At 69.9% G+C, this 14,108-nt stretch carries 11 protein-coding genes; 1 reads left to right on the forward strand and 10 read right to left on the reverse strand.

Annotated elements, in window-relative coordinates:
• Window positions 1-512 precede the first annotated feature (512 nt).
• The 6 genes from HHL15_RS10665 to xdhA all read right to left on the reverse strand — a co-directional run bounded on the left by HHL15_RS10665 (window position 513) and on the right by xdhA (window position 9,570).
• Window positions 513-1,433, reverse strand: a complete 921-nt coding sequence (locus HHL15_RS10665) for an ABC transporter permease (RefSeq protein WP_169145746.1) — start codon at window positions 1,431-1,433, stop codon at window positions 513-515.
• Window positions 1,434-1,443: 10 nt separating this feature from the next.
• Window positions 1,444-2,514 carry an ABC transporter permease gene (locus tag HHL15_RS10670; protein ID WP_169145747.1) on the reverse strand — a complete coding sequence of 357 codons (1,071 nt, stop codon included), beginning with the start codon at window positions 2,512-2,514 and terminating at the stop codon, window positions 1,444-1,446.
• Complete coding sequence (locus tag HHL15_RS10675; protein WP_408065724.1) at window positions 2,501-4,063, reverse strand: ABC transporter ATP-binding protein; 1,563 nt, start codon at window positions 4,061-4,063, stop codon at window positions 2,501-2,503. The genes HHL15_RS10670 and HHL15_RS10675 overlap by 14 nt, the downstream gene beginning before the upstream one ends.
• 5 nt (window positions 4,064-4,068) lie before the next feature.
• Window positions 4,069-5,085: a xanthine dehydrogenase accessory protein XdhC gene (xdhC, locus tag HHL15_RS10680; RefSeq protein ID WP_169145749.1), complete on the reverse strand. Its 1,017-nt coding sequence runs from the start codon at window positions 5,083-5,085 to the stop codon at window positions 4,069-4,071.
• 691 nt (window positions 5,086-5,776) lie between these two features.
• A complete protein-coding gene (gene xdhB / locus HHL15_RS10685; protein ID WP_169145750.1) occupies window positions 5,777-8,104 on the reverse strand; it encodes a xanthine dehydrogenase molybdopterin binding subunit in 2,328 nt (775 codons plus the stop codon).
• Window positions 8,101-9,570 (reverse strand): xanthine dehydrogenase small subunit, encoded by a 1,470-nt coding sequence (xdhA, locus tag HHL15_RS10690; protein ID WP_169145751.1) that lies wholly within the window; start codon window positions 9,568-9,570, stop codon window positions 8,101-8,103. The genes xdhB and xdhA overlap by 4 nt, the downstream gene beginning before the upstream one ends.
• 188 nt (window positions 9,571-9,758) lie before the next feature.
• Between xdhA and HHL15_RS10695 the strand changes: the two genes are divergently transcribed.
• On the forward strand, window positions 9,759-10,955 hold the full coding sequence (locus HHL15_RS10695) for a response regulator (protein ID WP_169145752.1): 1,197 nt from the start codon (window positions 9,759-9,761) through the stop codon (window positions 10,953-10,955).
• 37 nt (window positions 10,956-10,992) lie between these two features.
• Here HHL15_RS10695 and HHL15_RS10700 read toward each other — a convergent pair whose 3' ends face one another.
• The 4 genes from HHL15_RS10700 to HHL15_RS10715 are packed head-to-tail and all read right to left on the reverse strand — an operon-like array spanning window position 10,993 to window position 14,106.
• Window positions 10,993-12,612 (reverse strand): PepSY-associated TM helix domain-containing protein, encoded by a 1,620-nt coding sequence (locus HHL15_RS10700; protein WP_206198712.1) that lies wholly within the window; start codon window positions 12,610-12,612, stop codon window positions 10,993-10,995.
• Window positions 12,613-12,617: 5 nt separating this feature from the next.
• Window positions 12,618-12,917, reverse strand: coding sequence for a hypothetical protein (locus HHL15_RS10705; RefSeq protein ID WP_169145753.1), 300 nt, complete (start codon window positions 12,915-12,917; stop codon window positions 12,618-12,620).
• The gene (locus HHL15_RS10710; RefSeq protein WP_169145754.1) at window positions 12,917-13,189 is read right to left on the reverse strand and encodes a hypothetical protein; all 273 of its coding nucleotides are present in this window, start codon (window positions 13,187-13,189) and stop codon (window positions 12,917-12,919) included. The genes HHL15_RS10705 and HHL15_RS10710 overlap by 1 nt, the downstream gene beginning before the upstream one ends.
• Window positions 13,186-14,106, reverse strand: coding sequence for an alpha/beta hydrolase (locus HHL15_RS10715; protein WP_169145755.1), 921 nt, complete (start codon window positions 14,104-14,106; stop codon window positions 13,186-13,188). Before HHL15_RS10715 ends, HHL15_RS10710 begins: the two co-directional genes overlap by 4 nt.
• Window positions 14,107-14,108: the final 2 nt, after the last annotated feature.

A 14,108-nucleotide genomic window follows, 5' to 3' on the forward strand; every position in this document is an offset into this window, starting at 1 on the left:
AAAGCCCCGCCCGCTGCTGCGCTGCTCGGCGGGTCAGAACGGGCTTTCAGCAAGCACCGAGCCTCTACGGAAAGACCGGTGGATGCGAGACGTTGGGGTTTTGCTTTTTCCATGAAAGCCAACCAAGGCTTCAGCAAACGCGCGGTGTTTGCGAAAAGCCCGTTCCGACCCGCCGAGCAGCGGAACGGCAGGCGGGGTAGTCCGGCGCGGCTGTTTGAGCCCGCAGGGCGAGTTCCGCGCCGGCCGCCTGGCGTGAGCAGCGCAGGGGAGTCATTCGCGTAGCGAATGACCGGGGAGGCGGGTCGCCTTCTTTGCCTCCTTTCTTGGCGAAGCAAGAAAGGAGGTCGCCCGCCGGGGGCGGAGGCGGGGTTTCGCGGAGCACTGCTCCGCGCCGCCGTAGCCGGCCGGGTGTGCAAACCCGGCCGTGGGAAATTCCCGGCCAATCCAACGCAAAACAACAGAAAGCCGCCCAGCAAAGCCACCACAAGCCAGAGCACGAAACAGCATCCCCCTTACGGCAACCACGGCTTCCCCAACGAAGCCGGCAGGTTGAGCTGCAGCAGCCGCTTGTCGCGTGAGATCAGCACCAGCACCACCACGGTGGCCAGGTAGGGCAGGGCCGCCAGCAGTTGCACCGGCACCGCGATGCCCAGGCCCTGGGCGTGGAATTGCAGGATGGTGACGCCGCCGAACAGCCAGGCGCCGAGGACCAGGCGGGTGGGATTCCAGGTGGCGAAGACGACCAGGGCGATGGCGATCCAGCCGCGGCCGGCGACCATGTTCTGGACCCACAGGGGCGTGTAGACCGTGGACAGGTAGGCCCCGCCCATGCCGGCCATGGCCCCGCCGAAGAGGGTGGCGCCATAGCGGATGGCGATCACCGGGTAGCCGATGGCGTGGGCCGCGTCGGGGGCTTCGCCGACGGCCTTGAGGATCAGGCCGAGGCGGGTCTTGCGGAGCACCCACCAGACGATGCCGAAGCTGATCAGCGCCAGGTAGGTGACGGCGTCCTGGTGGAAGAAGATCCGGCCCAGCACCGGGATGTCCACCAGCCCCGGGATGTCCAGGGGCTGCAGGCCGGGCAGGCTGAAGCTCACGTAGTGCTGGCCGATGAAGGCCGACAGGCCGATGCCGAAGATGGTCAGGGCCAGCCCGCAGGCGGCCTGGTTGGCTGCCATCGACAGTGACAGCACGGCGAAGACCAGGGCTGCCAGGGCCCCGGCCACCGCACCGGCGGGCAGGCCGGCCAGGGCGCCCCCGCCGCTGTCGGCTGCAGCGGCAAAACCGGCGATGGCGCCGATCAGCATCATGCCTTCGACGCCCAGGTTGATGACGCCGCTGCGTTCGGCCACCAGCTCGCCCAGCCCGGCGAAGATCAGCGGTGTGGCGGCGGCCAGGGTGCCGGCGAGGACGGGGATCAGGTGTTCGAGCATGGCGCGGTCCTCAGGCGATGACGGGTTTCGGGCGGGGGCGCAGGCGGTAGTCGACGAATACGTCGGCGCCCAGCAGGAAGAACAGCAGCATGCCCTGGAACAGGCCGGTGATGGCCGCGGGGAGCTGCAGGGCCACCTGGGCCGCCTCGCCGCCGAGGTAGAGCAGGGCCATCAGCAGGCCGGCCAGCACGATGCCGATGGCGTTGAGGCGCCCCAGGTAAGCCACGATGATGGCGGCGAAGCCATAGCCCGGCGAGATGTTGAGGTTGAGCTGGCCCACCGGCCCGGCCACCTCGCCGACCCCGGCGATGCCGGCGGTGAGACCGGACAGCAGCAGGCTGATCCACACCGTGCGGTCGGCCGAGAAGCCGGCATAGCGGGCCGCCGCCGGGGCCAGGCCGCCCACCGTGAGCTGGTAGGCCAGGAAGCTGCGCGAGGTGAAGATCCAGAAGCCCACCGAGGCGACTGCGGCGATCAGGATCGAGGCGTTGACCCGCATGCCCTCGAACCAGGGGCTGAACAGGGCCGGGTCACCGAACATGATGGACTGCGGGAAGTTCATGCCCTCCGGGTCGCGCCAGGGGCCGTTCACCATGTACGACAGGGCGAAGCTGGCCACGTAGGCGAGCATCAGGGTGGTGAGGGTCTCCTGGGCGTTGAAGCGGGTGCGCAGCAGGGCCGGGATGGCACCCCACAGGGCCCCGCCGATGGCCCCGGCCACCACCATCAGGGGCAGCACCCACCAGGCGTCGATGCCGTCGCAGGCGATGGCCACGCCGCCGCCGGCCAGCGCGCCGGCGATCAGCTGGCCCTCCGCGCCGATGTTGTAGATGCGCGCCCGGAAGCCGATGGCCAGGCCCTGGGCGATGAGGATCAGCGGCCCGGCCTTGACCATCAGCTCGCTCCAGCCGTTGCCCGAGGACAGGGGCTGGATGAAGAACACGCCGAAGGCTTCGATTGGATCCTTACCGAGGGACAGGAAGAGCAGGGAACCGACCAGCAGGGTCAGGCCGATGGCGATCAGCGGCGACCACAGGCGCATCTGCGCCGATGGGGTGGGGCGGGGTTCAAGCAGCGGCATGGTCGGGCTCCCGGTCGGTGGCGCTGGTGAACAGGCCGGACATCTGCATGCCGATCTTCTCGGCGTTGGTGTGGGCCTTGGGCACGGCGGGGCCGAGGCGGCCCTCGGCGAGCACGGCGATGCGGTCGCAGATCTCGAAGAGCTCTTCCAGCTCCTCGGAGACCACCAGGATCGCCACCCCGGAGCGGGACAGGTCGATCAGGGTCTGGCGCAGGAAGGCAGCGGCGCCCACATCCACCCCCCAGGTGGGCTGGGCGACCACCATGGCGATGGGTTTCTGCATGATCTCGCGGCCGACGATGAACTTCTGCAGGTTGCCGCCGGACAGGCTGCGGGCCGCCGCGCCGGGCCCGCCGCAGCGGACGTCGAAGCGCTGGATGCAAGTCTTGGCGAACTCCCAGGCGGCCTTGGGGCGCAGGAAGCCCTTCTTCACCAGCCCCTGGGCGTGGGCCGACAGGGTGGCGTTGTCGGCCAGGGACATCGGCGGCACCGCACCCCGGCCCAGGCGCTCTTCGGGCACGAAGGCGAGGCCCCGCTTGCGCCGCTTGCCGGCGTCCAGGTGGCCCACCGGCAGGCCGACCAGCTTGACCGCTTCGGCGCGGCCGGGCGCTTCGCCCGACAGGGCCGCCAGCAGCTCCGCCTGGCCGTTGCCCGAGATGCCGGCAATGCCGAGGATCTCGCCGCGCCGCACCTCCAGGTCGATGTCCTTGAGCTGGGTGCCGAAGGGGTCGTCGGGGATCATCGACAGCTTGCTCACCGTCAGTACCGGCAGCGCCTCGCCGGTATAGGCCGGCACCTCGCACACTGGCAGCTCGCGGCCGATCATCATGCGCGCCAGGCTGGCCGGGGTCTCCTGCGACGGGGTGGCGGTGCCGGTGACCTTGCCGCCGCGCATCACCGTGGCACTGTGGCAGAGGCTCTGGATCTCGTGCAGCTTGTGGCTGATGTAGAGGATGCTGACGCCCTCCGCGGCCAGCCGGCGCAGGGTCTCGAAGAGCTTCTGCACGGCCTGGGGGGTGAGCACCGAGGTCGGTTCGTCGAGGATCAGCAGCTGGGGTTCCTGCAGCAGGCAGCGCACGATCTCGACCCGCTGGCGCTCGCCCACCGACAGGCTGTGCACCAGGCGGTCGGGGTCGAGGGGCAGGCCGTAGCGGGTGGATACCTCGCGCACCCGCTCGGCCAGGCGCTTGAGGTCGAAGGGTTCGTCGAGGGCCAGGGCGATGTTCTCGACCACCGTGAGGGTCTCGAACAGGGAGAAGTGCTGGAACACCATGCCGATGCCCAGGCGGCGGGCCTCGGAGGGGTTGGCGATGACCACTTCCCGCCCGTTCCACTGGATCTGGCCGGCATCCGCCTGTACGGCGCCGTAGATGATCTTCATCAGGGTGCTCTTGCCGGCGCCGTTCTCGCCGAGCACGGCATGGATCTCGCCGGGGGCGACCTTGAGCTGGACGCCATCATTGGCCACCACGCTCGGGTAGCGCTTGGTGATGCCGGTCAGCTCCAGGCGCAGGGCGCCCGGGGGCGGGCTGCTGAAAGGGGGCGGGATGGTCGTCACGGGCGGGCTCCGGATAGCAGGAAAGGGGTGATCGCCACCGGGCGGGCAACTTTCGCCACCGCTTCGCGGGCTTCGCGCACCTGCAGCAGCTGGGCCGCCACCGAGGCGGCGATGACGGCCGGCTGCTTGCTGCGTACGCCGGGGATGCCGATGGGGCAGGTCATGTCGATCAGCCGGGTCGGCTCGAGGCCGCGGGCGATCAGGCGGTGTTCGAAGCTGGCCCGCTTGGTGGCCGAGCCGATCAGGCCGAAGTAGGCAAAGTCCTCGCGGGCGAGGATGGCCTCGCACAGTTCGAAGTCCAGGGCGTGGCTGTGGGTCAGCACCAGGAAGTAGCTGCCCGGCGGGGCGGCGCGCACCTCCGCGGCGGGGGTGTCGGTGCACAGCGGGGTGATGCCGTCGGGGGCCACGGCCGGGAAGATGTCGTCGCGGCTGTCCACCCAGCTCACCTGGGCGCCCAGGGGTGCCAGGGCGCGGGCGATGGCCTCGCCGACGTGGCCTGCGCCGAAGAGCATCACCGGAAAGCGGCTGGCCGCCACCTGCTGCTCGAACTGCCAGTGGCCGCCGTCGGACCAGAAGTGGGCCGGCTCGCCGCGGCCGGGGTCGCCCTCCGCCAGGGACCACAGGCTGCCCTCGTCGCCGGAGAGCAGCCGCCGCTGCAGGGTGTGGCCGGCGGCGACAGCCTCGGCGCGGGTGCGCCAGATGGCGGCATCGCGCACGTCGATGCGCTCCAGGGCCAGCCACACGGCGCCGCCGCAGCATTGCCCGAGGCTGGCGCCGAGGGCGCAGCGCATCAGGCGCGGCTTGGCGTCGCTGAGCAGCAGCTCGCGCGCGGTGCTGGTGGCCAGCCACTCCAGGTGGCCGCCGCCGATGGTGTCGGCGGTGGCGGCGCGCCCGACCAGCATGGTGGCGCCCGCCTCCCGCGGGGTGGAGCCGTCGGCCCGCACGACGGTGACCATGACCGCCGGTTGCCCGGCTTCAAGCCAGTTGGCGAGGGTGTGCAGCCAGTCGTTCATGGTGACATCTCCTGGAGGGTGGAGGCGGGTGGGGGGGCTTTCCGTTGTTTCACGTTGGATTGGCCGGGATTTCGCCCCGGCGGGCGACTCACTTCTTTGCTTCGCCAAAGAAGTAAGCAAGAAAGGCGACCCGCCTCCCCGGTCGTTCGCTGCGCGAACGACTGCCCTGCGCTGCTCACGGCAGGCGGCCGGCGCGGAACTCGCCCTGCGGGCTCAAACAGCCGCGCCGGACTTCCCCGCCTGCCGTTCCGCTGCTCGGCGGGTCGGAACGGGCTTTTCGCAAACACCGCGCGTTTGCTGAAACCGGGGTTGGCTTTCAGGGTAAAGAGCAAAACCCCAAGGTCTCGCATCCACCGGCGTTTCCGTAGAGGCTCGGTGTCTGTTGAAAGCCCGTTCTGACCCGCCGAGCAGCGCAGCAGCGGGCGGGGCCTTCCGGCGCGGCTGTCTGAGGAGGCGCAGCCGACGAGTTCCGCGCCGGCCGCCCGATGCGAGCAGCGCAGGGGAGTCGTCCGTGCAGCGGATGACCGGGGAAGCCGGGTCGCCTTTCTTTCCCCCTTTCTTTGGCGACGCAAAGAAAGGGGTCGCCCGCCGGGGCGAATTCCCGGCCAATCCAACGCAAAACAAAGGAAAGCCGCCCAGTCAAGGCGCTGCAGGCGGCTGAAGCCGCCCCTGCAACCCCTGCATCCCGGGTTCATAGCCGCCCCCCCTTCAGCGCCTTGAGGATCGCCTCTGGTGTAGCCGGCGCGTCGAGCCTGGGCCGGGTGCCTGGGCCGAGGGCCGCGGCCACCGCGTCGCGCAGGGCGAAGAAGACCGAGAAGGCCAGCATCAGCGGCGGTTCGCCCACCGCCTTGGAGCGGTGGATGCTGTCCTCCACGTTGGCGTTGTCGAACAATTGCACATTGAACTGGCGGGGCAGGTCGGACACCGCCGGGATCTTGTAGGTGGACGGGGCGTGGGTGGCGAGGCGCCCGGCCTGGGGGCCGTCGGGCTGGTAGACCAGCTCCTCGGTGGTCAGCCAGCCCATGCCCTGGATGAAGCCGCCCTCGATCTGGCCGATGTCGATGGCCGGATTGATGGAGCGGCCTACGTCGTGGAGGATGTCCACGCGCAGCACCTTCGATTCGCCGGTCAGGGTGTCGATGGCCACCTCGCTGACCGAGGCGCCGTAGGAGAAGTAGTAGAAGGGCCGGCCCTGCATCGTGACCGGGTCGTAGTGGATCTTGGGGGTGCGGTAGAAGCCGGCGTCCCACAACTGGATGCGGGCCTTGTAGGCATCCGCCACCACGCTGGCGAAGGGGGCATCGAAGCCCGGCGCACTGACCATGCCGGCAGCGAAGATCACCAGGTCGTCGCTGACCCCCAGGCGCTCCGCCACGAAGCCGGCGATGCGCCGCCGGATGGCCTGGCAGGCTGCCTGGGCGGCCTTGCCGTTGAGGTCGGTGCCCGATGAGGCCGCGGTGGCCGAGGTGTTGGGCACCCGGCTGGTGTCGGTGGAGGACAGGCGCACATCGATGATGGGCAGGCCGAACTCCTGGGCCACGATCTGGCGGATCTTGGTGTAAAGCCCCTGGCCCATCTCGGTGCCGCCGTGGCTGACCAGCACGGTGCCGTCGTTGTAAACATGCACCAGGGCGCCGGCCTGGTTGTAGAAGGTGGCGGTGAAGGAGATGCCGAACTTCACCGGGGTCAGGGCCAGGCCCTTCTTGATGACCGGGCTGCCCGCGTTGAAGGCGTCGATGGCGGCCCGCCGGGCGGCGTAGCCGGCGCTGGCGGCGAGCTGGTCCACCAGCGGCTCGATCACGTTGTCTTCCACCTTCATGCCGTAGTGGGTGACATTGCGGCCGGTGGCGTCGCTGGTGCCGTAGAAGTTGAGGCGGCGCACCTCCAGTGGCTCCTTGCCGAGCTCGCGGGCGATGTCGTCCATCACCATCTCGATGGCGAACATGCCCTGGGGACCGCCAAAGCCCCGGAAGGCGGTGTTGGAGACGGTGTGGGTAAGGCCGCGCAGGCTCAGGATGTCCACCGCGTCCAGGTAATAGGCGTTGTCGGCGTGGAAGATCGCCCGGTCGTTCACCGGCCCCGACAGGTCGGCCGAGAAGCCGCAGCGGGAGGCCAGCAGCAGCTTGAGCCCGAGCAGGCGGCCATCCTCGTCGAAGCCGGCGTCGTACTCGATGTGGAAGTCGTGGCGCTTGCCGGTGATGCGCATGTCGTCGTCCCGGTCCAGGCGCAGCTTGACGGCCACCCCGCAGCGCTGGGCCAGCACGGCGGCGATGCAGGCGATCTGGGCCGACTGGCTCTCCTTGCCACCGAAACCGCCGCCCATGCGCCGGCACTCGGCGGTGACCTGGTGCACCCGCCAGCCGAGGGCGTGGGCCACCATGTGCTGCATCTCGGTGGGGTGTTGGGTGGAGGTGAGCACGCGCATCGTGTCGTCCTCGCCGGGGATCGCGCAGGCGACCTGCCCTTCGAGGTAGAAGTGTTCCTGGCCGCCCAGCTGCACCTCGCCGCGCAGGCGGCGGGGCGACACGGCCAGGGCGGCGAAGGCGTTGCCGCGGCTCACCTCGACGGGCGGCAGCACCCAGGACTCGGCCTTGGCGGCGGCTTCGGCGGTGAGCAGGGCCGGCAGGGCCTCCACCTCGATCTTCGCCAGGCGGGCAGCGCGGCGGGCCAGGTCGTGGCTGTCGGCGGCCACCGCAAAGAGCGGCTGGCCGTGGAACAGGATCTCGCCCTCGCACAGGATCGGATCGTCGTGCTTGACCGGCCCGCAGTCATTGACGCCGGGGATGTCCGCCGCGGTGATCACGGCCCGCACCCCGGGCGCCGCCAGCACCGCCGACAGGTCCAGGTGGCGGATGCGGCCGTGGGCGATGGCGGACAGGCCGAGGGCCGCATGCAGGGTGCCGGCCGGCACCGGCAGATCGTCGATATAGGTGGCGCGGCCGGTGACGTGCAGGTGGGCACTTTCGTGGGGCAGGCCGTCACCGACGCCCGGGACGGGGTTGGGGAGCGCTGCGCTCATACGAGTTCCTCCAGATCACCGAGGCGTGCCGGGGCGGTGCCCGCTTGTTCCAGCCACAGGCGCCGCAGCAGACCGGCGGCGATGCGGCTACGGTAGGTGCCGGATGCACGCATGTCGGAAAGCGGCGTGTATTCGTTGGCGAGGATGGCGGCGGCGGCGTCCACGGTGTCGGCGCTCCACGGCTTGTCGAGCAGGAAGCTCTCGGTGGCGCGGGCCCGCAGCGGGGTCGCTGCCATACCGCCGAAGGCGATGCGGGCGCCGCGCAGCATGCCATCGGTGAGGTCGAGGGCGAAGGCGCCGCAGACGGCGGAGATGTCCTGGTCCTCCCGTTTTGAGACTTTCCAGGTGCGGAACAGGCGCTCAGCGGGTTGAGGCGGAATGTGGATGGCCTGCAGGAACTCGCCGGGCTCCAGGGCGGTTTTCTGGTAGGCCAGGTAGAAGTCCTCGAGGGGCAGGCTGCGGACGGCATCACCCTTGCGCAGCACCACGTGGGCACCCATGGCGATCAGGCCGGGCATGGAGTCGCCGATGGGCGAGCCGTTGGCCACGTTGCCCCCCAGGGTGCCGGCATTGCGCACCGGGGTGGAGGCGAAGCGGCGGGCCAGCTCGTCCCACGCCGGTTCGATGGCGCCCAGGGCCGCGAAGGCGTCGGTGAGGCTGGCCCCGGCGCCGATGGTGAGGCCGTCGGCATCGTGCCGGATGAGCTTGAGTTCGGCCACGGCGCCCAGGTGGATCAGGTCGCCGAGGTCGCGCAGCTGCTTGGTGACCCACAGGCCCACATCGGTGGAGCCGGCCAGCAGGCGGGCCTGCGGGGCGGCCAGACGGGCGGCGGCCAGTTCGTCCAGGCTGCGCGGCGCCAGGAAGCGCTGGCCGGCGGCCCGGTAATCGAGGGGCGGCAGGGTCGCCATCGTGGCAAGTGCGGCCAGGACCGCAGGCCGATCCACGGCCACCCGGGGCTGGGCATAGGCGACGGGCACCGCGTCCACGATGGGCCGGTAGCCGGTGCAGCGGCACAGGTTGCCCGACAGGGCATCGCAGACCGCCTCGCGGCCGGGGCAGTCGGCATTGTTCTCGTAAAGGGCGAACAGCGACATGGCGAAGCCCGGCGTGCAGAAGCCGCACTGGGAGCCATGGGTATCGATCAGGGCCTGCTGAACCGGATGGAGCAGGCCGGTGAGCCCCAGGCCGCTCTGGTTGCCCAGATCCTCCACGGTGAACAAGGCCTTGCCGTCGAGGGTCGGCAGGAACTGGATGCAGGCATTCACTGCGCGCAGCTGCAGCTGGCCGTCCACCGCCTCGCCCAGCACCACGGTGCAGGCGCCGCAGTCGCCCTCGGCACAGCCTTCCTTGGTGCCGGTGGCGTGCACATCCTCGCGCAGGTACTGGAGCACCGTGCGGGCGGGGGAGAGACCGCCGACCTGACGGATCTCGCCACGAAAATAGAAGTGGATGGGACGTTCGCTCATGGTGGGGGCTCGCTCATGCCGGACTGTCCGGGACAATTTCAAGTTAACACATGGCGCGCCGCGGCGCTGCCGGCGGCGGCGTATACGGGGTATGGGGATTGCTGTATGAAGTCGGCGCCGGCAATTGCAGCTAGACTCCATGACTACATGAATTGCTCACCCTTTTTTACGATTTGAGGATGTCGCTGATGCTGAGTCACACACCGGAAGGCACGGACGGGGAGATGGCGATCGAGGATGACGTCGTGATCACCGGTCGGGTGCTGGTCGTCGACGACGACCGGATGACCCGCACGGCCCACCGGAGCGTGCTGGCCCGCAAGTTCGACGTGCTGACCGCCGCGTCTGGCGAGGAGGCCCTCGAGCTGTGCCGGGCCCAGCTGCCCGACGTGGTGCTGCTCGATGTGGGGATGCCGGGGCTGGATGGCTATGAGACCTGTCGCCAGTTGCGCGAATGGGCGGGCATCCCGATCATCTTCGTGACCGCCCACCAGTGCCTGGAGGAGCACCTCAAGGCCTACGAGGCGGGAGGCAATGATTTGATCACCAAGCCGGTGAATGGCGACATCCTGATCCGCAAGGTCGGGGTGGCGATCCGCCAGCATCAGGTGGCGCTGACCCTGGCGCAGGAGAAGGCGGTGCTCGAACGGATGGCCATGGGCTTTCTGTCGGGGGCCACCCAGAACGGCATCCTGCTCAATTTCATGCGCTCCAGCATGGTCTGTCAGGACTACCGCGAGCTGGCGGTACAGCTGATGGGGGCGACCCGCGATCTGGGGCTCAGCTGCTGTGCCGTGATCCACCATGCCACCGGCCGGGCGGCGGTGACCGGCCATGGCGAGCCGACGCCGCTGGAGTTGTCGATCCTCGATTACGCCCAGGAGATGGGTCGGGTCTTCCAGTTCAAGCGCCGCCTGGTGGTGAACTATGAGCGCGCCTCGATCATCGTGTCCGACATGCCGGACGAGGCGGCCGAGCCGGAGCGGGCCGGCGCCCTGCGCGACAGCCTGGTGATCCTGGCCGAGACGGCGGAGGCGCTGGCGGTCAATGTGGACATGCGCCTGGAGGCGCGCCAGCGCGCCGAGCAACTGCAGGTGGCCATGACCACCGCTGAGCAGGCCTTGCTGGTGCTGGGCGAGAAGAACCGTGTGATGCAGATGGATTGCCGGCTGCTGCTACAGGAGCTGGCCGACGGCATCGAGCGTTCGTATTCCTGGCTCAACACCTCGCAGACCCAGGAGTCCTCCATCAGCCACGCCATGGACAACGCCATCCAGCGGGTGCTCGAGCGCATGTCGCGCAGCGCGGACTTCGAGGCGCAGTTCGAGCAGGTCCTGACGGCCTTGAACATGGGCAGGGGCGAGACGGGCGTGGAACTGTTCTAGAGGCGCGTCCGGCGCCCCGTCGTCGTCGTCCCCCGTCCTATCCACCACCTGCCGACCACACGCTGTCCGCGGCGCCCTCACGCACGCGGCGGCTTGTGGCCCGCGCCATCCACGCCAGGGCCAGGGCTCCGGCCAGGGCTGTCGCGTCGACGCTCAGGGTGGCGACGGAGGTATGCGCCCACAGGCCGAGGGAAGGCAGGCTCCAGCCGAGCAGCGTGGTGACCGGAATCGCCGCGGTCAGGGCGGCCGCGGCCCACAGCAGTTCAACCGCCGCCTTGCCTGCCCCCCGCCGGAAGGCCCAGGCGATGCTGGCGAAGAAGGCCGCGTAATACAGCCCCCAGTGCCATGCGTTCAGGTCCTCGACATGGTCATGCAGCCATTTTCCGCCCACCAGGGTGAGCGAGATGCCGCCCACGCAGCCCAGGCACACCCCCACCGTGCCGGCCGCCAGCAGTCGGGCGTCGCGGCGCTGGGCCGGCAGCTCGCCACCTTGCCGGGGGGCCTTGCGGCGACGGGTCTCGATCCACAGCAGGTTGCCGCTGTAGAACAGCCAAGCCCCGGCCAGCCCGAGCAGGAAGTACATCCACTGCACCAGGGTGCCGCCGAAGGCCGCCATGTGCAGCGCGAAGAAGCTGCTGATGACGAGATTGGGGGTGCTCTGCAGGCCGGGCAGGAAGTCGCTGCCGAGCAGCTTGCCGGAGTAGGGGTCGATGGCTGCGAAACCGCCCCGTGCGCGTGGCGACACTGCGGCCGCGTCCTTGCCCCACACGCGCACCATGGGGCGGGGGCCGGTCACCTGCTGGTACTGCAGCAGGACGGGCTCGAAGCCCGGCGAGAGCGCCTGGACCCGGGCGACGAGCTCCAGCGGCGGCAGCATGGCGGCCGGATCGCGTGCCGGTGCCGCGCCCGGCGTCGGCCGCTGGCGCTCGAAGGCGGATGACCACTTGCCGCCATGGATGAGCGCGTCCTGCACGCTGTAGAAGCCGTCGTGATAGGCGAACGCCACGGCGGTCAGGGCCATCACCAGGTGGAAGGGCAGGCTGATGATGCCGACCGCGTTGTGGGCGTCCAGCCACATGCGCTTGAGGTTCCTGCCGATCCGCAGGGCAAAGAAGTCCTTGACCAGAGAGGGCAGCAGCACGATGACGCCGGAGACCAGCGCAAGGGTGTAGAGCGCGGCGACGAGGCCCATCACCCAGCGGTTCGGGTCGTTGTCCACCGGCAGCCCGACGACGCGGTGGAGCGTGTCGATGAAGGCGGCGACCCGTGACGGATGGGTCTCGGTCACCTGGGCCGCGCCCTGAGCGTCCAGGCTTGCCGCGTAGTGGCGGACGCCGGATTCGTCGTGGTCGTCGCCACCGGGCGGGCGGATCTGCCATTCCATGCGGGCAGGCAGGTGCTCCGCGTCCCGCAGGTGGAGCGTGAAGTCCCTGGCGGCGGCGGGATGCGTGCGCAGGGTCTCGACGATGAGGGGCTGGGCTGCGCTCAAGGGGACGGCAGGCCGGTCGAGCGCCGGTGGTGCCACCCAGCGTGCCAGCGGCTCCTTGAAGACGGTCAGGGCGCCGGCGTAGAAGGCGATGAACAAGGCCATGCCGGTGAGGATGCCGGTCCAGGTGTGCACGGCCTTGTAGATGCGGATGAAGTCGGCTCGCAGCATCGTGCTCAGGCTCCTGATGACGCGGAAATGGCAGCCAGGACTGCGGCGAGCAGCAGGTTGGCGCCACCCAGCCACAGCCAGGCGCGCAGGCCGCTGGAAAAGAAATAGCTGCCGGCCAGGGTGCCGAGCCAGATCGGTGGGAGCATCCACATGGCGAGCTGGCCTTTGACCGGGAGCGCCATGCCGGGATTGAGGCGGACGAACAGGCCGCTGATGCAGAGGGCCAGGCCGAAGCCGAGCAAGGTGCCGGCCAGGCTCTTGGCGACCCAGTCGCGCTGGATGGGGAGGGGTTTGCGCGTGTCCATCAGCGCGCCCGCCTCATGGCGATGAGGGCGCCGACATAGGGCAGGAGCACGAACAGCAGCATCAGCACGGTGGCGAAGGTGAAGGTGGCGGGGGTGGCCTGCATGAGCTCTGCGAAGCCCCGCCAGCTGGCCGCCAGCAGCAGGGCACCCAGCCCGCGTGCGGGTCCGGCGGGCAGGGGGGTGTGGCGCCAGCGCTGGTTCGGCGAGGCGAGATGGATGCAGGTGCAGCCGGCCAGGGCGGTGGCGAGGGCGAGGAGCGTCAGTGTGTTCATGGCGGAAGGGGCGCTCGGGGTGTGTCCAGAAAGAACTGCATGCCGCGGCTCATGGCGGGGAGCCAGACCGGGCCGTGGTCTTCGCCGGCAAGCTCGTGGTAGGCCACCCGCTCACGCCAGCCCGGCAGGGCGCCCAGGCGTGCGGCGAGTTCCCGGGCGGGGGGGATCATCTTGCGCGAGTCGAGCAGCGCCCGCATTTCCGGCGGGTAGTTGCCTTTGGGCGGATCGTCTTCCAGGGCGCCGACGCTGATGTGGACCCGCGGCCGGGGTGCATCGCCCTGCGCCTGCAGGGCGGGCAGACCTTGCAGCACGCGCTGGCCATCCCACCAGATGGAGGGGCTGGAGGCGATGTAGGTGGAGAAGGCGGCCGGCCGGGTGAACAGCGCATTGAGCACGAACAGGCCGCCGAAGGAGTGGCCGAACAGTGCCTGCCGCTGCCCGTCCACGGGGTGGCGGGCGGCGACCAGGGGTTTCACCGTGTGCTCGATGAAGTCCAGGAACTGCGTGGCGCGGCCTGCATCCGGACCCGGCTGGCTGCCGCCCGGGGTGTAGTCGCGCCGGCGCGCCGGGACGTCGAAGTCGGTGGCACCGGGGTAGCCGATGCCGACCACCAGGGCCGGCGGATGCCCAGTGACGTCCCGTCGCCCCGCCGAGATCCGGGCGAGGAAGGCGGCCACCGGAAAGGCGGCATTGCCATCGAGCACGTAGAACACCGGGTAGCCCCCCGGCGGTGGCGGGGCTGCCGGGACCGACAGGTAGATCCGGTAGGCGTGGCCCTCGGCCGAGCGCAGATCGAGCTGCTGTGCGGCTGGGAGCGTCACTTCGCTCCAGGTGTGCGGGTCGCTGGCGGTGGCCGGCAGCACCCACGCCGCCAGGACCAGTCCGCATGCCTTCAGGCGCCGGGCGCTGTGTCCCATGG

This window comes from Zoogloea dura (assembly GCF_012927165.1).
Lineage (GTDB): Bacteria > Pseudomonadota > Gammaproteobacteria > Burkholderiales > Rhodocyclaceae > Zoogloea > Zoogloea dura.